25 protein-coding genes are annotated in these 24,036 nt (G+C 43.8%); 22 read left to right on the top strand and 3 right to left on the bottom strand.

Translation table 11 applies throughout. The features are described from left to right. Positions 1-156: 156 nt before the first annotated feature. From hemW to ldcB, 20 genes are all read left to right on the top strand, one after another. The gene (gene hemW, locus I2D56_RS03785; RefSeq protein WP_117744164.1) at positions 157-1,287 is read left to right on the top strand and encodes a radical SAM family heme chaperone HemW; all 1,131 of its coding nucleotides are present in this window, start codon (positions 157-159) and stop codon (positions 1,285-1,287) included. A gap of 3 nt (positions 1,288-1,290) precedes the next feature. Beyond that, positions 1,291-2,049, top strand: coding sequence for an acyl-ACP thioesterase domain-containing protein (locus I2D56_RS03780; RefSeq protein WP_117744165.1), 759 nt, complete (start codon positions 1,291-1,293; stop codon positions 2,047-2,049). Continuing rightward, positions 2,031-2,735, top strand: a complete 705-nt coding sequence (locus I2D56_RS03775; protein WP_023023018.1) for a hypothetical protein — start codon at positions 2,031-2,033, stop codon at positions 2,733-2,735. The genes I2D56_RS03780 and I2D56_RS03775 overlap by 19 nt, the downstream gene beginning before the upstream one ends. Continuing rightward, positions 2,725-3,495: a TIGR01457 family HAD-type hydrolase gene (locus I2D56_RS03770; protein WP_023023020.1), complete on the top strand. Its 771-nt coding sequence runs from the start codon at positions 2,725-2,727 to the stop codon at positions 3,493-3,495. Before I2D56_RS03775 ends, I2D56_RS03770 begins: the two co-directional genes overlap by 11 nt. Next, a complete protein-coding gene (locus I2D56_RS03765; protein ID WP_023023022.1) occupies positions 3,488-4,117 on the top strand; it encodes a TIGR01906 family membrane protein in 630 nt (209 codons plus the stop codon). The genes I2D56_RS03770 and I2D56_RS03765 overlap by 8 nt, the downstream gene beginning before the upstream one ends. A gap of 12 nt (positions 4,118-4,129) precedes the next feature. Beyond that, positions 4,130-5,089 carry a CPBP family intramembrane glutamic endopeptidase gene (locus tag I2D56_RS03760; protein WP_195348000.1) on the top strand — a complete coding sequence of 320 codons (960 nt, stop codon included), beginning with the start codon at positions 4,130-4,132 and terminating at the stop codon, positions 5,087-5,089. 405 nt (positions 5,090-5,494) lie between these two features. Further along, positions 5,495-5,902 (top strand): hypothetical protein, encoded by a 408-nt coding sequence (locus tag I2D56_RS03755; protein WP_048716774.1) that lies wholly within the window; start codon positions 5,495-5,497, stop codon positions 5,900-5,902. Between the two features lie 230 nt (positions 5,903-6,132). Beyond that, on the top strand, positions 6,133-7,134 hold the full coding sequence (locus I2D56_RS03750) for a hypothetical protein (protein ID WP_048716777.1): 1,002 nt from the start codon (positions 6,133-6,135) through the stop codon (positions 7,132-7,134). 61 nt (positions 7,135-7,195) lie between these two features. Beyond that, positions 7,196-8,041: a CPBP family intramembrane glutamic endopeptidase gene (locus tag I2D56_RS03745; RefSeq protein ID WP_129269014.1), complete on the top strand. Its 846-nt coding sequence runs from the start codon at positions 7,196-7,198 to the stop codon at positions 8,039-8,041. A gap of 118 nt (positions 8,042-8,159) precedes the next feature. Further along, positions 8,160-9,992: an excinuclease ABC subunit UvrC gene (gene uvrC / locus I2D56_RS03740; RefSeq protein WP_195347999.1), complete on the top strand. Its 1,833-nt coding sequence runs from the start codon at positions 8,160-8,162 to the stop codon at positions 9,990-9,992. A 95-nt stretch (positions 9,993-10,087) separates the two neighbouring features. Further along, positions 10,088-10,939 (top strand): metallophosphoesterase family protein, encoded by an 852-nt coding sequence (locus I2D56_RS03735; RefSeq protein WP_195347998.1) that lies wholly within the window; start codon positions 10,088-10,090, stop codon positions 10,937-10,939. Between the two features lie 7 nt (positions 10,940-10,946). After that, positions 10,947-12,578, top strand: a complete 1,632-nt coding sequence (locus I2D56_RS03730; protein WP_195347997.1) for a hypothetical protein — start codon at positions 10,947-10,949, stop codon at positions 12,576-12,578. 125 nt (positions 12,579-12,703) lie between these two features. After that, complete coding sequence (locus tag I2D56_RS03725) at positions 12,704-13,309, top strand: nitroreductase family protein (RefSeq protein ID WP_048788949.1); 606 nt, start codon at positions 12,704-12,706, stop codon at positions 13,307-13,309. 136 nt (positions 13,310-13,445) lie between these two features. Beyond that, the gene (pepV, locus tag I2D56_RS03720) at positions 13,446-14,852 is read left to right on the top strand and encodes a dipeptidase PepV (RefSeq protein WP_195347996.1); all 1,407 of its coding nucleotides are present in this window, start codon (positions 13,446-13,448) and stop codon (positions 14,850-14,852) included. A gap of 51 nt (positions 14,853-14,903) precedes the next feature. Continuing rightward, positions 14,904-15,497: a uracil-DNA glycosylase family protein gene (locus I2D56_RS03715; RefSeq protein ID WP_195347995.1), complete on the top strand. Its 594-nt coding sequence runs from the start codon at positions 14,904-14,906 to the stop codon at positions 15,495-15,497. A 32-nt stretch (positions 15,498-15,529) separates the two neighbouring features. Continuing rightward, on the top strand, positions 15,530-16,021 hold the full coding sequence (locus I2D56_RS03710) for a prolyl-tRNA synthetase associated domain-containing protein (protein ID WP_195347994.1): 492 nt from the start codon (positions 15,530-15,532) through the stop codon (positions 16,019-16,021). Positions 16,022-16,042: 21 nt separating this feature from the next. After that, a complete protein-coding gene (locus tag I2D56_RS03705) occupies positions 16,043-16,324 on the top strand; it encodes a rhodanese-like domain-containing protein (protein ID WP_195347993.1) in 282 nt (93 codons plus the stop codon). A gap of 97 nt (positions 16,325-16,421) precedes the next feature. Next, positions 16,422-17,651: a DUF6574 domain-containing protein gene (locus tag I2D56_RS03700; RefSeq protein WP_195347992.1), complete on the top strand. Its 1,230-nt coding sequence runs from the start codon at positions 16,422-16,424 to the stop codon at positions 17,649-17,651. An 81-nt stretch (positions 17,652-17,732) separates the two neighbouring features. Further along, a complete protein-coding gene (locus tag I2D56_RS09800) occupies positions 17,733-19,523 on the top strand; it encodes a TcaA second domain-containing protein (protein WP_229050178.1) in 1,791 nt (596 codons plus the stop codon). A gap of 10 nt (positions 19,524-19,533) precedes the next feature. Beyond that, positions 19,534-20,307, top strand: a complete 774-nt coding sequence (gene ldcB, locus I2D56_RS03690; protein ID WP_195347991.1) for an LD-carboxypeptidase LdcB/DacB — start codon at positions 19,534-19,536, stop codon at positions 20,305-20,307. Positions 20,308-20,407: 100 nt separating this feature from the next. On the opposite strand, the gene I2D56_RS03685 is transcribed toward ldcB, so the two are convergent. From I2D56_RS03685 to I2D56_RS03675, 3 genes are all read right to left on the bottom strand, one after another. Next, positions 20,408-20,650 (bottom strand): type B 50S ribosomal protein L31, encoded by a 243-nt coding sequence (locus I2D56_RS03685; RefSeq protein ID WP_003016441.1) that lies wholly within the window; start codon positions 20,648-20,650, stop codon positions 20,408-20,410. 222 nt (positions 20,651-20,872) lie between these two features. Next, positions 20,873-21,880 (bottom strand): hypothetical protein, encoded by a 1,008-nt coding sequence (locus I2D56_RS03680; RefSeq protein ID WP_195347990.1) that lies wholly within the window; start codon positions 21,878-21,880, stop codon positions 20,873-20,875. Positions 21,881-22,063: 183 nt separating this feature from the next. Next, a complete protein-coding gene (locus I2D56_RS03675) occupies positions 22,064-23,002 on the bottom strand; it encodes a DHH family phosphoesterase (RefSeq protein WP_195347989.1) in 939 nt (312 codons plus the stop codon). Positions 23,003-23,179: 177 nt separating this feature from the next. On the opposite strand from I2D56_RS03675, the gene I2D56_RS03670 reads away from it, so the two are divergent. Further along, positions 23,180-23,623, top strand: coding sequence for a flavodoxin (locus I2D56_RS03670; protein ID WP_023026746.1), 444 nt, complete (start codon positions 23,180-23,182; stop codon positions 23,621-23,623). A gap of 130 nt (positions 23,624-23,753) precedes the next feature. After that, the gene (locus I2D56_RS03665; protein ID WP_195347988.1) at positions 23,754-24,035 is read left to right on the top strand and encodes a chorismate mutase; all 282 of its coding nucleotides are present in this window, start codon (positions 23,754-23,756) and stop codon (positions 24,033-24,035) included. The last annotated feature ends 1 nt before the right edge of the window (position 24,036 follow it).

Below are 24,036 nucleotides of genomic sequence, written 5' to 3'. Positions count from 1 at the left end.
TATCTTATTTAACGAAACTTAGTTGTTCATATCTCCTTACCTCCGAATGTGATTAGCTTTATTCTATTCCTTTCATTCCTTCTTGTCAAGGAAATCCTTGCTTTCCCCTTTCTTTTCTGCTCTGGTTTTGGTGCGAAATGTGGTATAATAAAGGTTATGCAAGCTAAACCGTCCTCTGCCTATGTGCATATTCCATTTTGTACCCAGATTTGTTATTATTGTGACTTTTCTAAGGTTTTTATCAAGAATCAGCCGGTCGATGCCTATCTGGAACACTTGATCCAGGAGACTCGATCGTATGAGATTGGCAAACTTCGGACTCTCTACATCGGTGGAGGGACTCCGACAGCTCTGTCCGCCCAACAACTGGCCTATCTCTTGACAGAATTGCCCAAGGTTATGGACCTATCGGAAGTAGAAGAGTTTACCATCGAAGCCAATCCTGGCGATTTGGATCCGGATAAGATCGCAGTTCTCAAGGAGTCTCAGGTCAATCGGGTCTCTCTGGGTGTCCAAACCTTTGATAACAAGATGCTGAAAAAGATCGGTCGGAGTCACCAGGAGCAGGATATCTATGACAATATCCGCCACCTCAAGCAGGCAGGATTTGACAATATTTCGATTGATTTGATCTATGCTCTGCCGGGTCAGACCATGGACCAGGTCAAGGAAAATGTCGCCAAGGCGATCGACTTGGACATCCCCCACATGAGTCTCTATAGTTTGATTTTAGAAAACCACACGGTCTTTATGAACCGCATGCGACGGGGCAAGCTTCCTCTCCCCAAAGAAGAGTTGGAAGCGGAGATGTTTGAGTACATCATTGAGGAACTGGAAAAAGCAGGCTTTGAGCACTATGAGATTTCCAATTTCTCCAAGCCTGGCTTTGAAAGTCGCCACAATCTGGTCTATTGGGATAATGCAGAATACTATGGCCTGGGAGCTGGTGCTTCCGGCTATGTCGATGGGATTCGCTACAAGAATCATGGCCCAATCCGGCATTACCTGGAAGCTGTTGAGGCTGGTAAGGCACGGATTACAGAGGAGCACCTGACACTGGAAGAGAAGATGGAAGAGGAGTTGTTCCTCGGTCTACGGAAAAAGACAGGTGTGTCTAAGGCACGTTTTGAAGAAAAATTTGGTATCTCCTTTGACCAACGCTATGGACAAGTGGTGGCCAGTCTAACGGAGCAGGGACTCTTGGTTCCAGATGACAAGCAAGTGCGGATGACTAAGAGAGGCTTGTTCCTTGGGGATACCGTAGCAGAGAAATTTATATTGGAGTAAACGATGGCTAAAATTTATCAGTATGACATGAAAGTCCCCTTTGATATGAGCGATGTGAATGGCTTTATCAAAATGCCACAGCTCATCCTCTTGTCCTTGCAAGTCTCAGGCATGCAGTCGATGGAGATTGGTATCAGTGACAGGGACCTGCTCGAACAGTACAATCTAGTCTGGATCATCACCGACTATGACATCACGGTTCATCGCCTGCCGGTCTTTGATGAACAGATTACCATTGAGACTCAGGCCCTGGCCCACAATCGTCTCTTTTGCTACCGTTCCTTTGTGGTCAGAGATCAGAATGGGGAAGCTATCGTCGAGATGGTGGCCACCTTTGTCTTGATGGATCGGGATAGTCGTAAGGTCCAATCCGTACCGGAGGAGATCACCGATCCATATGAGTCACCGTTTGAGAAGAAAATCCGCCGTGGTCCACGCTATCCAGAACTGAATGGGGCCATGGAGCAGGACTACCATGTGCGGTTCTATGATCTAGACATGAACGGTCATGTGAACAACAGCAAGTACCTAGACTGGGTCTTTGAAGTCATGGGAGCAGAATTCCTAACCCAGCATATCCCCAAACGTGTCCATCTCAAGTATGTTAAGGAGGTCCTTCCTGGAGGCATGATTACCTCTAGCGTTGAGCGAGAAGGGATGATCAGCAATCATGTCATCTCATCAGAAGGCCAAGTACACGCCCAAGCCCTCATCACTTGGGAAGAAATAGATAAGGAAACATTATGGAAAAAAGAAGATTAAAACAGAAAAAAGAAGACTTGATGGAGGTTCAACGACGGGTTGTTGCCTATGCTCGTCGTAAGAAAAATCCTCTCTATGTATTGGGAGATGGTTTCTTAACCTTAGTCGCAGCCTTTTATATCTTTATTGAGGAAGCGATTCGTTTTGTACGCTACCGATTGAATTTTGAAGACTTTCTTCGTTTTCTCAAGGAAGATGTACGCTGGTATCGTGTTTGGATTCATTTGATTTTGGCCTTTATCCTGCCTGTCGTCGTCTTTTCTTTGAGTATCACTAGCCAATCAGGTAGCTTTTGGAGTAACTTCTTTAATAAGCTCTCTCAAGGTGTCCTCTTCAGTACGACTGTCAGCCTCGCAGCGACTTTAATGACAGATTTCATTGAGACCATGAAGCCTATTCAGGCTGGCAAAGAGACTAATGAGGAAAAAGAAACTGGCGTCTATACCATTACCATTGATCAGGCTAAGATTGGTGGCTTAATGGTGACCATCGTCATCTTGATGATTTCATCCTTCCTCTTTACTCAGGCTGGAAAAGCAAGTATCAATTTCTTCGGTCTGGTCCTTCAATTTGCCTTATACGGGGCTTGCTTGCTTCTCTATGGAGCAGGTGGCCAGTTTCAATTTCAGGAGAAAGAAGCAGAGGAATTAAGTGAAAAAGGAGACCAAGAATCTCGTGACTTATAAGGGTTATTTAATTGACTTAGATGGAACTATTTATAAAGGGAAAGAGCGGATTCCAGCTGGGGAAGCCTTTGTCCACGAATTGCAAGAGCGTCAGATCCCCTACCTCTTTGTGACCAACAATACCACGCGGACGCCAGAAATGGTCCAAGAGATGCTGGCAGGCCAATTCAACATCGAAACGCCGCTGGATACCATCTATACAGCGACACTAGCAACCATTGATTATATGGTGGATATGAATCTTGGAAAAACCGCCTATGTCATTGGAGATGTTGGCTTGAAACAAGCCATTGCTGAGGCAGGCTTCGTCGAAGATACCGTCAATCCAGCCTATGTCGTGGTGGGTCTCGACTGGGAAGTGGACTATGAGAAATTCTCTATCGCTACCTTGGCCATTCAAAAGGGAGCGCATTTTATCGGGACCAATCCTGACCTCAATATCCCGACAGAGCGGGGAATGATGCCAGGGGCGGGTGCTCTAAATGCTCTTATCGAAGCGGCAACGCGCGTGAAGCCGACCTTTATCGGTAAGCCCAATGCCATCATTATGGACAAGGCCATCGCTCACCTGGGACTAGAGCGCGAAGAAGTGGTCATGGTGGGAGACAATTACCTGACCGACATCCGAGCAGGAATTGACAATGGCATTCCTACTTTGCTGGTGACAACTGGCTTTACCAAGCCAGAAGAAGTGCCGGATCTGCCCTTGCCACCAACGCATGTCCTATCTAGCTTAGCGGAGTGGGATTTCGATGCGTGATCGGTTAAAGGTAACGGGCTTTGTCCTCTGGCTCTTAGCAACAGTGATTTTAGGGACCATTCTCGTAGCCTGGTTGATTTATCCCATGGAGATTAGCTGGTTACGAATTCAAAATCGGACCGGTTTGACTCCTGCAGTCATTCAGAAGAACTTTCAAGTCCTCATGCAGTATTTGACCAGTCCTTTTAATTGGAAGCTGGAGATGCCAGATTTTCCATCCTCTCCAGATGGCCTCCATCATTTTCAAGCAGTCAAGTACCTCTTTCACCTGACTCAGATCTTGTTCCTGGTCTTGTTGCCAGTGGCTATACGATTTATTCGAACGGTCATGCGTAAAGGCTACGCAGGTCTCTATCGCCCTTTATTTGGTGGGATGGTTCTCTTGCCTATCGTCATAGGAGGAGTGACCCTATTTATTGGCTTTGATCAATTCTTTACCCTCTTTCACCAAGTCCTCTTTGTCGGAGATGCTACTTGGCTCTTTGATCCCTACAAGGATCCCATCATATTAGCTCTTCCGGAGGACTATTTCCTACATGCCTTTCTGATTTTCTTTGTTCTCTATGAGGGGGCTTTTGGATGGTGCTACGGATGGAGCCGGAAAACAAAAACAGTAGATTAGCGGAGTGAATGGATGAAACAGTTTAATCGATTTTTAGATCCCAAAAAGGATTTGGGAAGCTTTTCGGGGATGGTTTGTCTCTATCTCTTGGTCATGGTCTTTGTTAGCATCATTTTGACCTTTGCCATTACCCTCTTTATGTTTGGACGGTATGGATTGGAGATGGCAGAGAAGCAGGAGTATGTAGAAAATCTCATCAATGGGAATGGGATTAGCTACCTGATATCTGTCAGTATAGGTGTCTTCCTATTTGCCCTTTATCTGCAAGGCTCCCTCTTTAAAGGAGATGTGAGACAAAAGGGACGCAAGATGACCTGGCAGACTTTCTTAGTATTCATTGCCTTCTTGGGGTTCGCCCAATTGGCTTCTAGTGCCTTGTCTCAACTCTTAGACCACATGATGGAAACTCTAGGCTTTTTCAAGCCACAAGAGGATATGTCCGAGCAACTCAGCCAGTCTTGGAGCCTCTTGCTCTATGCGACTCTGATCGGTCCTATCACAGAGGAATTGGTTTTCCGGGTTGCTGGACTGAGAGCCTTGGAAAAGTATGGAAAAGTCTTTGCGATCGTCATGACAGCCTTGGCTTTTGGAATGTTCCATGCCAATTTTGATCAGTTGTTCTTTGCGACAATTATCGGCTTTGGCTTTGGCTACTTGACTTTCGAGTATTCGATCTGGTGGGCTATTTTCTACCATATCTTTAACAACCTGGTCCTCTCTCAAGGGCTTCATTACCTCGGTACGCATGTCAATATGAATGTGGCCGAGTGGGTTCAAATTCTAGTCTTTTTAGGTGGAACCATCGCCTTTACCATCGTCTTGATTTTAAAAAGAAAAGCTATTTTTCACTACATACAAGAAAACCGACCAGCACCAGGCGTCTTCCAAAGAAGCATGTATTCCTTCTGGTTTTGGGTCTTGGTCCTTGGGACAACTCTTATGTCCTTACTTCCATATTTAAGAGGATATTAATATCAAAGAGGGGGCGTTTTAGATCCCTAACAGATTGAAGATAAAGTCTTCTAAAAAATTTTCCTTAGGTGAGTACGGACGTCAGCGAACTTCTACGAAGTTCCATGACTTAGTTTTGAGCCCCTTCGCTCTTTAATTTCTGGGCTCAGGCTAAAACAGTTCCCAAAACTGTTTTACTCTCAAAACTCCCGAGTGCCTGAAATTCGAATTATTTCAGGCACTTTTCTCACAGCGGAAAGTTTTTTATCTTCTTAAATAACTAAAATAGTCATTTTTTTATAAACATCTAACTATTTTATTTAAAACAATAGTTTGTTTCCACTGAAATAAAGAAAGTGGAAGTGGAAAATTAAAAATTGGAATGAACGAATTTTAAAATATTAAAAATTGGAACAAAGTCTACTGATGAAAAATAAATCTAAAAAATGGAAATGGTTTTTGTTGATTATTCCTGCACTTATGATTTTAGGGATTATCACGAATACTCTTGATGATATGAAATCAAAAGATGGAATTTATTATCTGACAGTAAAAAATGAATCTACTAAAACAGCCTCACTAGATAAAACATCATGGATAAAAATAGAAGGAGAGCAGATCACTCTAAAGGAAGGTAGTTCAGAACGTACCTACTCTTATGATACTGAAAATGATGAATTTGTTAGAGATTCTGTGAAGTATTCTTGTTTGATATATGATGGAATTTTAACACTTTCAGGAGATCAGCCACAAGGTGAATTGCCTGAATATGTCAGCCCTAATAGCAGTTGGTATTCGGGATATGAAAAAGGTCAAGTTGAAATAAAGGATTGAGATTGGATGTCTGATCTATCTTTTAAACATTATTTTTAACTTGGTCAAGGTGAATATAAAAAATACAGACATAATGCATAGAGGCTAATACCCCTCTTTTTTGCTATAATAGAGAGAGTAGAAATGATGGTAAGCGATCGGGTTGATAGGAAATTGCTTGCTGCATCATCCCTTGGTCTAGATCTAGCAACAAGGACACGAAAGAAATTGTCAATGAAATAAGGAGATTTATGGTTAAAGATTATAAAGAACTAAGAAGACGCTACAATATTCCATTGATAGTCCTACTGGTAATTCTAGCTCTACCATTTTTATATGCAGTGCAAGTGACTCAAAGTAAAAAAATTGCTCTCATTTGTTTTTTGATTTACTTACCATTTGAGCTGGTTCTAGTTATCATTAAAGATACTCTTTTAATTAAGAAGTTGAATAGTCTTATCTATAAGGACATAAATCTTGACTTGATGGCAAGCTATATTCTGAACCAAAAAAGAAAGAGTATCAAAACGATTAAAGCGCGTGTACAGGTTGCCACTATTTTCTATTTCTATAGGATTGGTGACTTTGGATCCATTGAAGCAGTTGTAGACGAACTCAAAAAGATTCAAAAGTTTACAGATGTTGAACAAGTAAAATTAAACGAAATTCTATTGAATGCAAACTTGTTTTCTAGACCTGATTTGAAGGAAGATGAGTTCGAGGAATTGCTCTCTAACTTTTTAGCAGATTATGAACCACTCAAGATGGCATACAGAGCTCGCTATGATCTACTGGTCAAAAAAGAGCCCAATGATGCCGTTCTAAAGGAAGTGACAAACAACAAGTTCTCACAATTGGAATCTATGTATCTGAAGGCAGTTAATGTATACCTTAAAGGGAATAGAAATGAGGCAATGGAGTTCTTTCGTACCATTGTGAAAGAAGATGAGAGACTTTATCTGGTCAGAATGGCTCAGGCCTATCTAGCTAGTTCAAGTTCAGAGGAGAAAAGTGTTTCGCTTGATGCTGGGCAAGAAGAAGTCACTGTGAAACTATTGCGAATGAAGCTAATAGAAGTGAAAACAGTCGAACGAGATACAGCAGCTAAATCTAATAAAGGGCTTGCTTTTTTCAGAGGCTGGAAAATCGCCCTTCTTTTAATTCCGCCATTTTTATTGTATGCGATGGTTTTAGTCGTAGTAGAAGTCGTCACAAGACTGGTTAAGTTCGTCCTATCGAAATTTGAAAAATAGATAATTGGACTGAGTGAGATATTGAAATTAACTTTTATAAAAGACTTTTTGAAAGGAAGATATGCTAAATCAACTAATAAAGAAACCTATTTTAAGTTGTTCAATTATATTTGTTATCTGCTCAGTAGCAAGGCTAATTGAATACTTCTATATTAGGACGGATGAAACCTTCTTATCTGAGAATTTTCTACATAAGCTTTTTGGAATTCTTCTACTGTGGGGAATCCTTTCAATTTGTAAATTAAGATGGAAAGATATTGGTTTCAGTTCTGACGGAACCGTGAGTGGTATAGGGAAGGGCCTGCTCTTTGGTTTAGTTTGTTCCGTCTTTGCATATACAGTTGAGTGCATTGTTCTCTTGTTTCTTCATGGTAATGTTCACTTATCGTTTTACGCCAGTGGTTTTTCCTTAACAAACGAAAAAGTATCTCAAGCAGGAATCTTACTTATTCTCTCAAGTGTGTTGTTTAACCTGATAAATGTCTGGATGGAAGAAGGAATATTTCGTGGCCTTTTCACAAAAATTCTTGAAGGGCTTTCTTACCGCAAGAGTCTATTCTTTATAGCCTTCCTATTTGGAATATGGCACTTGGTAATGCCCTTAAGAGATTATCTTCAAGGAGAGTCGTCACTCGTAAATCTCATCGTCATGGGCATTGGCTATGTTATCTTAGCGGGAATGATGAGTATCAAATGGTCCTTACTCTACAAAATGACAGGTTCCTTATGGTTTGGGTTAGGAGATCATTTTTTCAACAATCTTGCTTCAAATCTAGTTCATGTGGTTTCAAATTCTGAAGCAGATAGTTTGCAGATAGTAAGAATCCTTCTGTGGCAGTTGTTGTCATTTGTAATTGTTTTGAGCATTTATACAAGCAAGTCAAAGACTTTAGATAACGAATTATAAATCTCCATTAGAAATTTCGAAACCCTTTAACAGTTTATGAAACGACGATTTAAAACGAATGATATGATATAACATTATAAGAGGAGCATAGCCTCCCTTTTTTGCTATAATAGAGAGTATGAATAACTTGATTAAATCCAAGCTCGAGCTTCTGCCGACGAGTCCGGGCTGTTACATTCACAAAGACAAGAACGGTACCATCATCTATGTGGGGAAGGCCAAGAATCTTCGCAATCGGGTGCGGTCCTATTTTAGAGGGAGCCACGATACCAAGACGGAAGCGCTGGTATCTGAGATTGTGGATTTTGAGTTTATCGTCACTGAGTCCAATATTGAGGCCTTGCTTCTAGAGATCAACCTCATCAAGGAGAACAAGCCCAAGTACAATATCATGCTAAAGGACGACAAGTCCTATCCCTTCATCAAGATTACCAATGAGCGCTATCCGCGCCTCATCATCACGCGCCAGGTCAAAAAGGACGGTGGTCTCTATTTTGGTCCCTATCCAGATGTGGGGGCTGCTAATGAGATCAAGCGGCTCTTGGATAGGATTTTTCCTTTCCGCAAGTGTACCAATCCTCCTTCCAAGGTCTGCTTTTACTACCATTTAGGGCAGTGTATGGCCCACACGGTCTGCCACAAGGACGAGGCCTATTTCAAGGGCATGGCCCAGGAGGTTTCTGATTTCCTAAAAGGACAGGATGACAAGATCATCGATGAGCTCAAGGTCAAGATGACTACCGCTGCGCAAAACATGGAATTTGAGCGGGCGGCCGAGTATCGGGATCTGATCCAGGCTATCGGGACCCTGCGGACCAAACAGCGGGTCATGGCCAAGGATTTGCAGAACCGGGATGTCTTTGGCTACTACGTGGACAAGGGCTGGATGTGTGTGCAGGTCTTCTTTGTCCGTCAGGGTAAGCTAATCGAGCGGGATGTCAATCTCTTCCCTTACTACAATGATCCGGACGAGGATTTCTTGACCTATGTGGGGCAATTTTACCAGGAGAAATCTCATCTGATCCCCAATGAAATATTGATTCCTCAAGATATCGATGAGGAAGCGGTCAAAGCCCTTGTGGATACTAAGGTACTCAAGCCCCAGCGTGGGGAGAAGAAGCAGTTGGTCAATCTGGCCATCAAGAATGCGCGGGTCAGTCTGGAGCAGAAGTTCAATCTCCTTGAAAAATCGATGGAAAAGACCCAAGGTGCCATTGAAAACCTTGGAAAACTCCTGCAAATTCCAACCCCTGTGCGGATCGAGTCTTTTGATAACTCCAACATCATGGGGACCAGTCCGGTCTCAGCCATGGTTGTCTTTGTCAATGGGAAGCCAAGCAAAAAGGATTACCGAAAGTACAAGATAAAGACTGTCGTCGGGCCAGATGACTATGCCAGCATGCAGGAAGTCATTCGCAGACGTTACAGTCGTGTCATGCGGGATGGCCTGACACCACCAGATTTGATCGTCATTGATGGGGGTCAGGGCCAGGTCAATATCGCTAAGCAAGTCATCCAAGAAGAGTTGGGGCTGGACATTCCCATCGCAGGCCTGCAAAAGAATGACAAGCACCAGACTCACGAATTGCTCTTCGGCGATCCTCTTCAAGTTATCGAACTCTCTCGGACCTCGCAGGAATTTTTCCTCCTCCAGCGGATCCAGGATGAAGTTCACCGTTTCGCCATCACCTTTCACCGCCAGCTACGGTCCAAGAATTCCTTCTCTTCTCAGTTGGATGGCATCGAAGGCTTGGGACCAAAACGCAAGCAGTTGCTGATGAAGCACTTCAAGTCACTGACCAAGATCAAAGAAGCTACTGTAGATGAAATCGTCACGGTTGGCATCCCACGAGCAGTCGCGGAGGCAGTGCAAGCCAAGCTCCATCAAGGAAAGCAGGAAGAAGCAAGTCCCTTGATGGAAGTGGCGGAGCCCTTCCAAGGATTTGAGTAATTGTACCATCCATTTTCATGGATGGTTTTTACGTTTTACTCCTAATTTTGTTATACTAGATTCAAATCTAATTAGATTTCAAATGAGGTGTAATAATGAACCATAGAATCGCCATTTTATCTGATATCCACGGAGATACAACAGCCCTGGAGGCAGTGATTGCGGATGCGCGTGCTCTAGGCGCGACGGAATACTGGATTTTAGGAGACATTTTGCTACCGGGGCCTGGAAGAGAGGACCTTTTTGAGTTGCTGGATGCGATTCCCATTACAGCAGCTGTTCGTGGAAATTGGGACGATTGTGTCCTAGAGGCTTTGGATGGCGAGTACGGGCTTGAGGATCCGCAGGAGATCCAGCTCCTCCGACTTACTCAGTACCTCATGGAAGGCCTGGATCCTAAACGGATCGATTGGCTTCGATCCCTTCCTTTGGTAGAGAAGAAGGAGGTCAATGGTATTCGCTTTTCACTAAGCCACAACTTGCCAGAAAAGAATTACGGTGGGGACTTGCGTCCAGCAAATGCGACGGAGAACTTTGACCAATTGCTGGATGATCAGACGGATATGGCGATCTACGGGCATGTCCACAAGCAGTTGCTTCGCTACGGCAGCCAGGGCCAACAGATCCTCAATCCGGGGACTATTGGCATGCCTTATTTTGACTGGGAACCAATTCAAAACCACAGAGCTCAGTATGCTCTGATCGATGTCGAAGAAGATGGGGTGACCAACCTGCAATTTCGTAAGGTGGCTTATGACTATGAAGCAGAGCTCCAAGACGCCAAGGACAAGGAACTTCCCTTTATTGAGATGTACGAAGAATTGAGACGTGAGGATAACTATCGGGGCCATAACAATGAGCTCCTAACTTCCTTGATTGAACAACACGACTATCTTAAGGAGGCTAATGCCTTCCTTCAGCCTATAAAAACTCATAAGGGAAAATGACAAAGAAATGGGATTAAATTTCGATAAACATAGAGAGCATTTGGAGAAGGATATCCGAGAAGCCCTTCAACATGTTTTTGGTGAGCATTTTGAAATTATAGACATTCAGAATATTGTGTTCAATGCTTATTGTCCGACCTTTAATTTTGATATTGAACTTAAAGATTACAAGAATAAAATAGATATTTTAATTGATGGTAGAGATTTAAAACTATACTGGGGTGAAGAAAGGTATGCGCTTGGATATGAGTATGACTGCGATCACCTTAACGAAGGTTTACGACGAATCAAAGCTTACCTAGATCAACCGGAATTAATTTTCAATGAACCTGTAACTCCTCAAAACATCTATCTAAAGGTGAAAGTCCTTGAAAGAATGATAGAATCGACCTTTGAGGGAATAGCAATAATAGACTTCTGGAGAAGACCCTTCGAAAAGAATGAACCCTTTAGGGTTGTCTTTACTTGTTTGTTTCCTCATTATCCAGCTTTTTTTAGCCTTGAGATAGCGGGTCAGCAGTTTATCCTTGAAGAGATAGACCCCATGCCTTCTAGTATAGAGGACCAAGCATTTCCAATCCATCAGCCTATTGATCTAACCGTATCCAATATGACTTCTTTCTTGGATTGGTTTAAAGATAGTTTAGAAGAGAATGCTCCCACTGATACGTTTTCTGCTTTAACACTCCCCCTTGATCCTGCTACCGTTGAAGAGAGAGTTTCCCAAATACAAGAGATAATCCGATCGACGTTTACAAAGGATGTTTCCTTTATGGAAGCGAACAAACTGGTTAAGTCTAAGACATTTTATGGCGTTAATTTTTCAGTTCTATCTGAATATTATGATGCGAGATTTTCAATTAGCTTGGTTGGACGACACTTTGATCTTCATGTTATGAAGCCGGATAAACCAGACAAGAAAGACAATTGGGTGATCAATGGCTTTCCTTATCTGCTGACGGAGGAAAATCTTAGCAAAGTCATCAGCGAAGCGGAGGCCTATTTTGCTAGACAGGTAGAACCAGTTGAAAAGAAAGTAGGGTCAACTGAAAGTAATAGTGAAGTAAAACCAAGCACCCCAGCTCCAGTAGAAGTAGACCAAGCCAAGAACAAAGAAGAGGCGCTCAAAAAAGAATATTTAGGATTGAGAAAGCTATGGAAAGTCCAGTTCCTGATTTTCTGTCTTTTGATGATTGCCGTCTTCGCCTTAGAAGTGTATATGGGTGGAGCTGGTTATAAGGCTTTTAAGGTAAAAATTAGGTATAGTTGGATTTCTGTCCATAGTTTTTCATTTCTCTTTCTGACCTTGTATGCATTGTTGACCCTCTTTCCGACTCAAAAGAGAATCTATGAGCTCTTGCCTCAAAACCCTAGTTGGAAATCTCTTTCGACCAAGGGAGTTCGCCTACCTAAGAAGGAAACTGGCTGGACCTCTCTAGTGATCCTGATTTTGCTTCTTCTGGGGACTATTGATTTCCTCAGTCGCAAGCCGGAACCAAAGGTTGAAAATCCGTTGAACTATCAAGAAATCAACAATCTCTATGAGGAAGAAAGAAATTCTCACTACGACGACATCATCAACAAAATCCAAGACTCTAGTGGCCAGTTCTTTGAAAAAGAAAGTCCAGTGTCGGAATAATCTGAGTCCATAGAAGGGCGGGTAGCCTAGTTGAAAAGGAAACAGGGTCCTCAATGAAAAAACTCTGCAAGCTCTTTCATTTTGTGTTAAAATAGAGGTAATAGAATTAGAAAAGGAAGTTGACTATGAAATTCCTAGAACTCAACAAAAAACGTCATGCGATCAAGCATTTCACAGACCAACCGGTCGATCCAAAGGATGTGCGGACAGCTATTGAAATTGCGACCTTGGCACCAAGTGCGCACAATAGCCAACCATGGAAATTCGTGGTCGTTCGTCAGAAAAATGCGGAATTGGCTAAACTAGCCTATGGTGGGAACTATGACCAAGTCATGGAAGCACCTGTGACCATCGCTCTCTTTACGGATACCGATTTGCAACGTCGGGCTCGGAAGATTGCACGTGTCGGTGGGGTCCAGAACTTCACAGAGGAGCAGTTGCAATACTTCATGCAAAACCTACCTGCAGAATATGCTCGCTACAATGAACAACAGATTAGCGATTACTTGGCATTGAATGCTGGATTGGTTGCAATGAACCTGGTATTGGCCTTGACGGACCAAGGGATCGGCTCAAACATCATCCTTGGCTTTGACAAATCAAAAGTCAACGAAGTCTTGGAAATCGAAGAGCGTTTCCGTCCAGAACTCTTGATCACGGTTGGTTACGCAGCAGAGAAGGTAGAACCTAGCTACCGCTTGCCAGTAGACGAAATCATCGAAAAACGCTAATAACAACAGAAAGAACCGGATGGTCCTCGTCTCGTACGATACAAGTCCGGTTTTCTAGAATCCTTTGGCAGGCTGATAGACAGTCGCTGAAGGGATTCTAGAGGATTCAATTTAAATCGAAATAACGGAGGAATGCATGACAACAATTGACTTTAAAGCAGAAGTAGAAAAACGTCGCGAAGAAATGATGGCTGATCTTTTCAGCCTCTTGGAAATCAACTCAGAACGGGATGACAGCCAGGCGGATGCGACTCACCCTTATGGACCTGGACCCGTCAAGGCTCTTGAGAAATTCTTGGAAATTGCTGAGCGTGATGGCTACGAAACAACCAATGTGGACAACTATGCTGGACACTTCACCTTTGGACAAGGGGAAGAAGAGCTCGGAATCTTTGCCCACATGGACGTGGTACCTGCAGGTAGTGGCTGGGATACAGACCCTTATAAACCTGAGATTATCGATGGCAAGCTCTATGCGCGTGGTTCATCAGATGACAAGGGGCCTACAGTAGCTTGTTACTACGGCTTGAAGATTATCAAGGATCTGGGATTACCTGTATCTAAGCGAGTGCGCTTCGTGGTCGGTACAGATGAAGAATCTGGCTGGGGCGATATGGATTACTATTTCAAACACGTCGGTCTTCCTGATCCAGACTTTGGTTTCTCACCAGATGCCGAGTTCCCAATCATCAACGGGGAAAAAGGAAATATTACCGAGTACCTTCACTTCGGTGGTCAAAATACAGGTCAAGCGCATCTTCATAGCTTCACAGGTGGCCTTCGTGAAAACATGGTACCAGAGTCAGCGACAGCAGTCGTTTCTGGGCAATTACCAGATTTAGCTGGTCTTTTGGAGGCCTTTGCTAATGAACACCAACTTCGTTATGAAGTGGCAACAGAGGATGATGGTAAATTTAAAGTCACCATTATCGGAAAATCTGCCCACGGTTCTACTCCAGAAGCTGGGATCAATGGAGCAACTTACTTGGCTCTCTTCTTGAACCAGTTTGACTTCGGTGGAGATGCCAAAGCTTACTTGCAGGTGTCAGCTTCTCTTCTTCACGAAGATTTTGCTGGTGAGAAGCTTGGCATTGCCCATACGGATGAAAAGATGGGGGCTCTCAGCATGAATGCGGGTGTCTTCAACTTTGACGAAAATAGCTCAGATAACACCATCGCCTTGAACATTCGTTACCCTAAAGGAACAGATCCAGAAACCATCAAAGCTGGACTTGAAAAAGTAGAAGGAGTGGCATCCGTTAGCTTGTCAGCCCACGGCCACACCCCTCACTATGTTCCAATGGAAGATGAATTGGTCTCAACGCTTTTGCGTGTCTATGAAAAACAAACCGGACTGAAAGGTCATGAGCAAGTAATCGGTGGCGGAACCTTTGGTCGTCTATTAAAACGTGGGGTTGCCTTCGGTGCCATGTTCCCAGACTATGTGAACACCATGCACCAAGCAAATGAATTTACGGATGTAGAAGATCTCTACCGTGCTGCTGCAATCTACGCAGAAGCCATCTACGAACTCATCAAATAGACGCTACTCAGTCGGCACTTGCTGGCTGAGTTTTTGCTTAGAGGAGGAGAAATGAAGCAACTAGAGCGGATCAAAGAGGCCATCATGGCCGATCCACAAAACAAAGACTATACGGATAAGGGGATTGAGCCCTTGTTTGCGGCACCAAAGACTGCTCGGATCAATATCATCGGACAGGCACCTGGACTGAAAACACAAGAAGCGTGCCTCTATTGGAAGGACAAGAGTGGGGACCGCTTAAGGGAATGGTTGGGAGTCGATGAAGAGACCTTTTACCATTCGGGTCTATTTGCGGTCATTCCCATGGACTTTTATTTCCCAGGGCATGGCAAGTCAGGGGATCTGCCACCTCGCAAGGGCTTTGCGGAAAAGTGGCACCCTCTGCTCCTTAAGGAGTGTCCGGATATTGAGTTGACTCTCTTGATTGGCCAGTACGCCCAAGCCTACTATCTCCATGAGAAAGTCAGTGGCAAGGTGACCGAGCGGGTGCGCCGATACAAGGACTACCTGCCAGATTATTTCCCTCTGGTCCACCCTTCGCCCCGCAATCAGATCTGGATGGCCAAGAATCCCTGGTTTGAGGCAGAAGTGGTGCTGGCTCTTCAGGCTCGGGTTCAGCAGATTTTAGCAGAGTTTAACAAATAATAATTAGTGATATATACAGGGGGAGGTATTCTATGGAAGCATATCAAAAAGTCAAAGATAGATTAGACCAACTCGGGATTAATTTTGATGTGGTGGAACACCCACCGGCATTGACTACTGAGCAGGCCGATTCCTATATTGAAGGTCTAGAAGGGGTCCGGACCAAATCCATGTTTTTGACCAACAAAAAGAAAACCCAGTACTATCTGCTCATCATGGATGACCAGAAACCTTTGGACATGGAGGATTTCAAAGACCAAGTAGGAGCCAATCGGATCCGTATGGCTTCAACTGAATCTCTGGCAGAAAAAATGCAATTACCAGCTGGGACAGTATCTCCCTTTGGATTGTTAAACAATGAAGATAAGGATATTCTCGTTTATTTTGATCAGGACATTGTGTCAGAGGAAATCATGACCTTCCATCCTAACACGAATGAAAAGACGATCTTTATCAAAACCCAAGACCTATTCCGCTTTTTAGAATCTATTGATTTTAACTATGAAATACTAACCTTGCCATAGTGGCATCAAAAAGGAGAAATCATGAAAGAAATTCCATTTAATGACTTTTTAGCAAAGTACCAAGCAGGAGAAATTAACGTCGTCGATGTTCGCGAGCAAGAGGAATATGATGCTCTTCATCTGGACGGAGTGACCTTGCTTCCCTTATCAGTGTTGGCAGAACGGTATTCAGAACTGGACAAGGGACAAGCCTATTATGTCATCTGCAAGTCTGGTCGGCGCTCAGCCCGTGCTTGCCAATTTTTGGAAGAAGCGGGCTATGACGTAACCAACGTCCAAGGAGGCATGGATGCATTTGAGTAGTTGGATGGCCCAGCTTGTGAATTCCGGTAGAACATTGAATTCTAGTGGAAATTTTTATATAATATATCTGTATTTTGTTTTATAAGGAGATTATTTTATGATCAAACAGGATTGGCTTGATTACTTTGAAGCTGTGAACGGTCGTTCAGCAACTGAAGCAGAGATCGCTCAAGCATTGGCTGCAGGTGAGTTCCAAGAAGAACAGGTAGCCCAAGAAGCTTCACAATTTGTAGGTGCTCCAGTAGCTCCAGACCAAGTAAACGCTGGATTTGTTGCTGCTCCAGCTGCACCAGAAGAAGTGACTTCTCAATTTGCTGCTGCCCCAGAAGCACCACAATTCGCTGCTGCTCCAGCAGCACCAGTGCAAGAAGCACCACAATACACTGCTGCGCCAGAAGCACCAGTACAAGAGGCACCACAATTCGCTGCTGCCCCAGAAGCACCAGTGCAAGAGGCACCACAATACACTGCTGCCCCAGAAGCACCAGTACAAGAAGCACCACAGTTCACTGCTGCTCCAGAAGCACCAGTGCAAGAGGCACCACAGTTCAATGCTGCCCCAGAAGCACCAGTCTTTGGTGCTCAACCAAATAGCTTCCAACAAGCGCCTCAACAACAGCCACAACCAGGGTTTGGTCAACTAGCTCCAGGTCAAGGTTTCCAACAAGCACCTTATCCAGGGCAACCTCAACCAGGTCAAGCCTATTATGCACAACCTGCTCAACCAAATGCTTTTGGTCAAGCGATGAAAGGATTCTGGTCATGGATTGTATCTGCTTTGGCTCGCCCAACAGTAGAAAATCAACCGAAAATCTTGAACGGTATCCTTCATTATGTGTTAACAGCATTTATCCTTAGCCTCTCACTTTTCTTCGTGGCGAGTGCCTTCCCATACGCTCAAGTAGGATTTACTGCTTACTTGTTGATCGTCATTGTAACTTTCTTTACAATTTACGCCACTCAATTAACTGGTTTCTTGGTTCGTAACCTTGTCTTGCAAGATAAAGAATACACCTACAAACGTTCATTTGATGAGTTTGCTCGTTTGTCTATCTATGCCTTGCCTGCATCCCTCATTGTCTTGATCCTTTCTCTAGTGAAGTACTTTGAAGGATTTAGCTTCCTTCTATCTTTGATCTTCGTTCTCTATTTCTTGGGCTTGCTTTATACCGTTTACCAAGGTTTGAACAGAACAAAATTCAAGGCTGACAAATTCTTGTTACTCCTTGCTTCTACAGCAGTCATTCTTGTCATTTTCACAATCGTTGGCATCATTGACAGACGCATTTTAGAACAAGTATCCTTCTATATCGCTTCCTTCTTCTAATTGGATAGGGAGACTGTCATAAAATTCTTGTTCATACACATATCGGATAAAAAATATTTTAGGTTTTAGGAGAACATACCGATGAACAAAAAATGGGTAGAATTATTTGAAAAAGTGATCGGTCGCAAACCTACTCCTGAAGAATTCATTGCCGGAAGAGATTCCGGCTTTGATTTTAAGGCAATTAAATCAATTGCTGGAGTAGCTATCGACCAAGTGGCTTCAGAAGTGCCAGTACAAGGAGAGCAGGAACCAGTAGAAGAGCCTGTAAATCCTCTTCAACAGCCATGGGAAGAGCATTTCGTTACCCTCTATGGACGTGCACCGCTTCCAGAAGAGATCGAATCAGCTCGTAGTCAGAACTTTGAAATCGTGGAAGGACCTGCTCCGGCGATTAACTTTGATGAGACCAATCAAACAACACAGGTCTTCGCACCAGTGGAAAGCCCTTCAGAGGCCCCAGAAAGCCTGTCCCAGCCAGTTGCAGCCGTAGCGGCAGCAGAAGTACCAGAGCAAGAAGAAGCTGTCAAGAAAGGCAAGAAAAAGAAAGAAAAGAAAGTCAAAAAAGAGAAAAAGGGCAAGAAAAAGAAAGTCTTCTTCTTCAGTATTTTGACTTTGTTGGTCTTGACCTTGTCTGGTCTAGGCTATTACTTCTCATCAACTACAGGCCCACAGGTGACAGTGGACAAATTAGTCACAGCCATTGAACAAAAAGATTACCGGGAAGTGGCTAGCATCCTTTCAAATGATAAGGATAAGTGGACCAAAGAAGAAGCTCAAGGCTTGCTAGACTATATGACTGCTCAGAAGATTGATGTCATTTACGAATTAGATCATATCGCCCAGTCTTCAAAAACAGGGATCGTCAAGGACAAAAATCAGAATCTACTGATTGGAATCGAGAAGGCGGATAAGAAATTCGGTATCTTCCAAGAATACCGCATCGAGACCTATCCACTTGAAGTCACAGCGACTACGAATCTGGATGATGCCAAGCTTAAGACCAGTGAAAAAGAGTCGACTGTGCTCAAGAAAAACCAAACGACCAAGCTTGGAAAGGTTCACTTTGCACCTCGCGACATGCAACTGGACGGTAAGACCGAAGTTGGAAAGATCTCTAGTGAGGTCAAGCTAGATCCAGCTCAAGCTTCGAAGAATAAGCTGGAGTTGACCTTCAATTCTGAGAAACGTCTTCTTGAAATTGAATTCCCAGAGGAAGTCAGCAATCCAACGGATATCAAGGTAGCCGTGAATGGCAAGGAAGTCGGCACAAGTACCCTATTTGAAGTCGATGTCGTAGCCCATCAAGAAATCGAGGTCCATGCAGTCTTTAGTGTCAACAATGAGAGCTATACAACTGAAAAGGCCAAGGTTACGATCGGTGAAACTCCGGATGATGATGAAGTCATCACTTTGAAGCTTTCTAAGGATGTAGCCAAACGATTAAAAGATGCAGAAACAGCTCGTAAAGCCAAGGAAGAAGAAGCCAAGAAGGCAGAAGAGAAGAAAACTGCTATCACCTCCTTCCTCCAAGACTACCGGACAGAAATCTTCTCATCTGTCTCAAGTAGATCCAACACCTACTCCAAGTACTATGACACTTCAAGTGATGCCTATAAGGAAATGGTGGAGTGGACAACAGGTGGCGGAGTCAAGAAGGCTGAAATCGACTACTATACACCAGGTGTTTTCAATGTTCTCAGCGTTACCGAAGAGAATGGAATGGTGATCGTGAAAACCCATGAAGAATATACTGTGCACTATGTGACCAGCCGAAAAGATAGCCAGAGTAGCAAGGACAAGACCTACACCCTAAAACCTGTAGGGGATACTTACGTGATTACGGCTATTGCGGTCACGGCTGGTAATTAGGAGGTTTATGATGAAATTAAGCATGACAAAATGGACGCTTGCTGGCCTGGTTCTGTTGAGCCTAGGTGCTTGTGGCCAACAGAAGGAGTCAAAAAGCTCATCTCAAAAAGAGCCTGCTTCCAGTAAGCAAGTCGCTCAGTCGTCAGCCAGCAAAGAAACCAGTGCTTCTGAAGCAACTTCATCTGACGATAACAAAAAGTCAACGAAGAAGGCAGGCGAAGTAACGGTGGACCAAGGTGTTTCCTTTAATGGCTCTTATTACAGTGTCCAAGGAAAGTCTGGAGATATCGTCATTGCTAACAAGCACTACCCCTTAGCTGCAGACTACAATCCAGGTGAAGATCCAACAGCTGTTGCGGCCTTGCACGAGTTAATCGCGGCCATGCAGGCTGAAGGGTATGCTATCAGCGATCAGTACAGTGGTTTCCGCAGTTATGAGACCCAAGTAGATCTCTACCAAAGCTATGTCAATCAAGACGGTGCCGCTGCAGCAGATCGCTACTCAGCTCGTCCTGGCTATAGCGAACACCAGACAGGTCTAGCATTTGACCTCATCGATACCAGTGGCAATCTCGTTCAAGAACAAGGCGCAAGCAAATGGTTGCTCAAGAACGCTGCCAAGTATGGCTTTATCGTCCGTTATCAAGAAGGAAAAGAAGCGAGCACGGGCTACATGCCGGAAAGCTGGCACCTTCGCTATATCGGAGAAGATGCAAAAGATGTCGCAGCATCAGGAAAAAGCTTAGAAGAATACTTCAACTTTACCGGTGGCGACTACGAATAACAAGAAACCGCTCTTTCAGGAACCTGAAGGAGCGGTGTTTTTGTGCTGGGCAGGACAAGAAAAAAACCACTGCCAAGTGGAAGTGGTTTTGATGGGTTTCTTATTTGAGACCGTATTTTTTGTTGAAACGATCCACACGTCCATCTGCTTGAGTGAACTTTTGACGTCCAGTGTAGAATGGGTGTGAGTCTGATGAAATTTCAACACGGATCAATGGGTAAGTTTCACCTTCGAATTCAACAGTCTCGCTAGAGTACTTAGTTGAACCACTAAGGAACTTGTAACCAGTAGTAGTGTCCATGAAGACAACAGGGCGATATTCTGGATGGATATCTTTTTTCATTTTGCAATATTTCCTTTCTGCCATGGTCTCTTTCCGAGCCATAGATTGTTACTAAGCTAGTTTATCAAAAACAAAAGAGTTTGGCAAGGATTTTTACCAAATTTTTCGCATTTTATAGAGAAAAAAAGTGGGAGAAGCTCATCCTGTTAGGCAAGCTTTTCCCACTCTGACCAACACCCCTAGTAAGGAAATGTTAGACATGTATAATCAATAGAAATCTTTTTATTCTTGACCAGGTTCAGTAGTTGGCTGTTCTGGTTGTTGAGGTTGCTGTTGCTCTTGTGGTTGCCAAGCTTGTTGAGGTGCTTGTTGGAAACCTTGTTGAGGCTGTTGAGGTGCTTGTTGGAACCCTGGTTGAGGTTGTTGAGGCGCTTGTTGGAATCCTTGTCCTGGAGCAGGTTGACCAAACCCTTGTTGCGGTTGTTGCCATTGTTGTTGATCAGGTTGACCAAACCTTTGTTGAGGTGCTTGTTGGAACCCTTGTCCTGGGGCAGGTTGACCAAACCCTTGTTGAGGTGCTTGTTGGAACCCTTGTCCTGGGGCAGGCTGACCAAACCCTTGTTGCGGTTGTTGCCATTGTTGTTGACCAGGTTGACCAAACCCTTGTTGAGGTGCTTGTTGGAACCCTTGTCCTGGAGCAGGTTGACCAAATCCTTGTTGAGGCGCTTGTTGGAATCCTTGTCCTGGGGCAGGCTGACCAAACCCTTGTTGTGGTTGTTGCCATTGTTGTTGACCAGGTTGACCTGGTTGTTGTGGTGATTGGACAGATGATGCAACAGACTGTGCGAATCCTCTACTTGTTGATGCAAGTTCTTGGAATGTCCCTTTAGTGATTTTACCACCAGACATCGCAAGAAGTCCTGTGACAACAAGAGCAATACTTGCAATGACTGCAATAATCAAACCAAAACCAATAGAAAAGCCATCACCGAATTCAGATGAAGCACCCAAGACTCTAAACATAGTGATGATCGTAATTAAGCTTTCAAGAATACCGATAGCAATGACACCAATGGAAAAATTCTTGTTCATTGGTGGAGCAATGTTTGGAAGGCAAGCTAGAACGATGGCACCAATAGCTAGGACAACGATGACCCATCCAAATTCACCTCGAATTCCACTGAAAGAATAACTTCCGAAGGATCCACCATTAAGTGTACTCCACGGCAAAAAGGTAGAAATGGCAGTAAGAGCTGCTGCGACAATGATAAAAATACGATGTTTATGCATAAAACGTCTCCTTTTTTTGTGATTATTATAGCATAAATAAGCTCAAACTGGAATGGAAATGTAAGAAATCGTTCACATTTTTCTAAATCTTATTAACATTCATTCGTTTTTGTTTAAAATGAAAAAAGACCAATCATCTCCACTAGAGATGACTGACCTGTGTATTTGATCCTTCATGAACACCTACTTTGCCTTGGCAACTTCCTGTAGTTCCCGATAGATTTGCTCGTTTTCTTCTAAGGAATAAGAATTGGCTCCACTTGCGAGTGGGTGGCCTCCACCATCGTGGCGTTTGGCAATCTCGTTGATCACCAGAGCTTTACTTCTCATACGGACGCGGTAGTGGCCATCGGCTTGCTCGACAAAGATGACCCAAACACTGACGTCTTCGATCCGACCAGGTGCTGAGACAATCGCAGCAGTTTCGGCATCAGTGATTTGGTAGTGTTTGAGGAGCTCATGGGTAAGGGTCACGCGACTTGCTCCATTTTCATCGATTTCGAGATGGTCATAGACATAGCCTTGAAGCTTGGCAATCTTAAAGCTCATGCTATCCATGTGACGAGAAAGACCGGTAAAGTCAAAGTTAAAGCTACGAAGGTGGGAAACCATCTCGAAAGTCCGGCTCGTCGTTGAAGGGTAGAGGAAGCGTCCAGTATCTCCGACAATACCGGCATAGAGGAGACGGGCTGCTTCTGGAGTGATTTCAAGCTTTTGTTCAAGAGCCAAGAGGGTAATGAGTTCACTCGTAGAGCTCGAGTCAGTGTCTACCCAGAGGAGATCTCCGTAAGCATCATCGTTTGGATGGTGGTCAATCTTGATTAGAAAATCGCCACTTGTGTAGCGTTTGTCATCGATGCGAGGGGTGTTGGCAGTATCGCAGACAATGACCAGGGCACCCGCATAGTCCTCATCTGTGACAGCATCCATGCTAGCCATCCAAGCAAGAGTCGGCTCATTAAAGCCGGTAGCTAAGACTTTTTTGTCTGGGAAGTTGGTCTGGATGATCTCTTTCAGGCCGACCTGGCTTCCGATCGCATCCGGATCGGGATTCATATGACGGTGAAGGATAATGGTATCGTATTGGTTGATTTTCTCTAAAATGTCCTGTGTAATCTGCATATAGTACCTCATTTAGTTCTCATTCAATTTTAGCATAAGCAGGGCATTTGGAAAAGAAAAAGGTTGTCTGGCTCTCTGGTGGGGAATTTCCGAACAATGCCAGGTCCCCAGTACTTCCCTATGCAAAATTCGAGCGAAAGTGGTATAATGTCATAAGATTATTATTTGGAGGGAATTATGACATTAGCAAAGATTGTTTTTGCAAGTATGACAGGAAATACAGAAGAGATTGCTGATATCGTAGCCGATAAGTTTCGTGATCTTGGTGTCGAAGTAGAAGTCGACGAATGTACAACAGTAGACGCAGAGGACTTTCTTGAAGCTGACATTGCAGTCGTAGCAACCTATACTTACGGTGATGGTGAGCTTCCTGACGAAATCGTAGACTTTTATGAAGACTTAGCTGGTCTTGATTTGAATGGTAAGATTTACGGTGTTGTTGGTTCAGGTGATACCTTCTACGATGAGTTTTGTAAAGCAGTCGATGACTTTGATCGTGTCTTTGCAGCAACCGGGGCTGTCAAAGGTTCTGAGTGCGTCAAGGTAGACTTATCAGCTGAAGATGAAGATATTGAAAAATTAGAAGCTTTTGCAGAAGAAGTCGTAGCAAAAGTAGGCTAATCCATAATTAAGAAAGGTGTTTGCATGTTGCAGGCACTTTTTTTGTGGTTGAAAATGTTCAATAGCTGGATAGGGCTAGTAAGATAGCTCGATTTTTGATAAAATGGGAGCAAAAAGTGAGGAGACCAGTATGGAGTTAAAGAAGATTCGCCAAGAGATTGATAGCATCGATAAAGAATTGGTCCATTTATTGGAACGCCGGATGCACTGTGTAGAAGATATCATTCGGTACAAAGAAACTCATCAAAATCCTATCTTGGATCGGGCCAGAGAAGATGAGGTCTTAGCCAATGTCGCTGGCTTGGTGCAGGACAAGCGCTATGAAGAGACCATCCTTGCGACTTATCGTGATTTGATGAAGCGCTCCAGAGGCTACCAGGCTGATCAATTAGATGGGGACGAAGGTGCTTGAG

The sequence above is a fragment of the Streptococcus australis genome (genome assembly GCF_015553625.1).
In the GTDB taxonomy this organism is placed as follows: Bacteria; Bacillota; Bacilli; order Lactobacillales; family Streptococcaceae; genus Streptococcus; species Streptococcus australis_B.
Note: the sequence above shows the minus strand (reverse complement) of the source record. Positions and strands in the feature narration are given on the sequence as shown.

Bases quoted from the DNA above. Each gene is read 5' to 3' on its own strand.
- hemW (WP_117744164.1), top strand. From the start codon at position 157: ATGCAAGCTAAACCGTCCTCTGCCTATGTGCATATTCCATTTTGTACC.
- I2D56_RS03780 (WP_117744165.1), top strand. From the start codon at position 1,291: ATGGCTAAAATTTATCAGTATGACATGAAAGTCCCCTTTGATATGAGC.
- I2D56_RS03775 (WP_023023018.1), top strand. From the start codon at position 2,031: ATGGAAAAAAGAAGATTAAAACAGAAAAAAGAAGACTTGATGGAGGTT.
- I2D56_RS03765 (WP_023023022.1), top strand. From the start codon at position 3,488: ATGCGTGATCGGTTAAAGGTAACGGGCTTTGTCCTCTGGCTCTTAGCA.
- I2D56_RS03760 (WP_195348000.1), top strand. From the start codon at position 4,130: ATGAAACAGTTTAATCGATTTTTAGATCCCAAAAAGGATTTGGGAAGC.
- I2D56_RS03755 (WP_048716774.1), top strand. From the start codon at position 5,495: ATGAAAAATAAATCTAAAAAATGGAAATGGTTTTTGTTGATTATTCCT.
- I2D56_RS03750 (WP_048716777.1), top strand. From the start codon at position 6,133: ATGGTTAAAGATTATAAAGAACTAAGAAGACGCTACAATATTCCATTG.
- I2D56_RS03745 (WP_129269014.1), top strand. From the start codon at position 7,196: ATGCTAAATCAACTAATAAAGAAACCTATTTTAAGTTGTTCAATTATA.
- uvrC (WP_195347999.1), top strand. From the start codon at position 8,160: ATGAATAACTTGATTAAATCCAAGCTCGAGCTTCTGCCGACGAGTCCG.
- I2D56_RS03735 (WP_195347998.1), top strand. From the start codon at position 10,088: ATGAACCATAGAATCGCCATTTTATCTGATATCCACGGAGATACAACA.
- I2D56_RS03730 (WP_195347997.1), top strand. From the start codon at position 10,947: ATGGGATTAAATTTCGATAAACATAGAGAGCATTTGGAGAAGGATATC.
- I2D56_RS03725 (WP_048788949.1), top strand. From the start codon at position 12,704: ATGAAATTCCTAGAACTCAACAAAAAACGTCATGCGATCAAGCATTTC.
- pepV (WP_195347996.1), top strand. From the start codon at position 13,446: ATGACAACAATTGACTTTAAAGCAGAAGTAGAAAAACGTCGCGAAGAA.
- I2D56_RS03715 (WP_195347995.1), top strand. From the start codon at position 14,904: ATGAAGCAACTAGAGCGGATCAAAGAGGCCATCATGGCCGATCCACAA.
- I2D56_RS03710 (WP_195347994.1), top strand. From the start codon at position 15,530: ATGGAAGCATATCAAAAAGTCAAAGATAGATTAGACCAACTCGGGATT.
- I2D56_RS03705 (WP_195347993.1), top strand. From the start codon at position 16,043: ATGAAAGAAATTCCATTTAATGACTTTTTAGCAAAGTACCAAGCAGGA.
- I2D56_RS03700 (WP_195347992.1), top strand. From the start codon at position 16,422: ATGATCAAACAGGATTGGCTTGATTACTTTGAAGCTGTGAACGGTCGT.
- I2D56_RS09800 (WP_229050178.1), top strand. From the start codon at position 17,733: ATGAACAAAAAATGGGTAGAATTATTTGAAAAAGTGATCGGTCGCAAA.
- ldcB (WP_195347991.1), top strand. From the start codon at position 19,534: ATGAAATTAAGCATGACAAAATGGACGCTTGCTGGCCTGGTTCTGTTG.
- I2D56_RS03685 (WP_003016441.1), bottom strand. From the start codon at position 20,650: ATGAAAAAAGATATCCATCCAGAATATCGCCCTGTTGTCTTCATGGAC.
- I2D56_RS03680 (WP_195347990.1), bottom strand. From the start codon at position 21,880: ATGCATAAACATCGTATTTTTATCATTGTCGCAGCAGCTCTTACTGCC.
- I2D56_RS03675 (WP_195347989.1), bottom strand. From the start codon at position 23,002: ATGCAGATTACACAGGACATTTTAGAGAAAATCAACCAATACGATACC.
- I2D56_RS03670 (WP_023026746.1), top strand. From the start codon at position 23,180: ATGACATTAGCAAAGATTGTTTTTGCAAGTATGACAGGAAATACAGAA.
- I2D56_RS03665 (WP_195347988.1), top strand. From the start codon at position 23,754: ATGGAGTTAAAGAAGATTCGCCAAGAGATTGATAGCATCGATAAAGAA.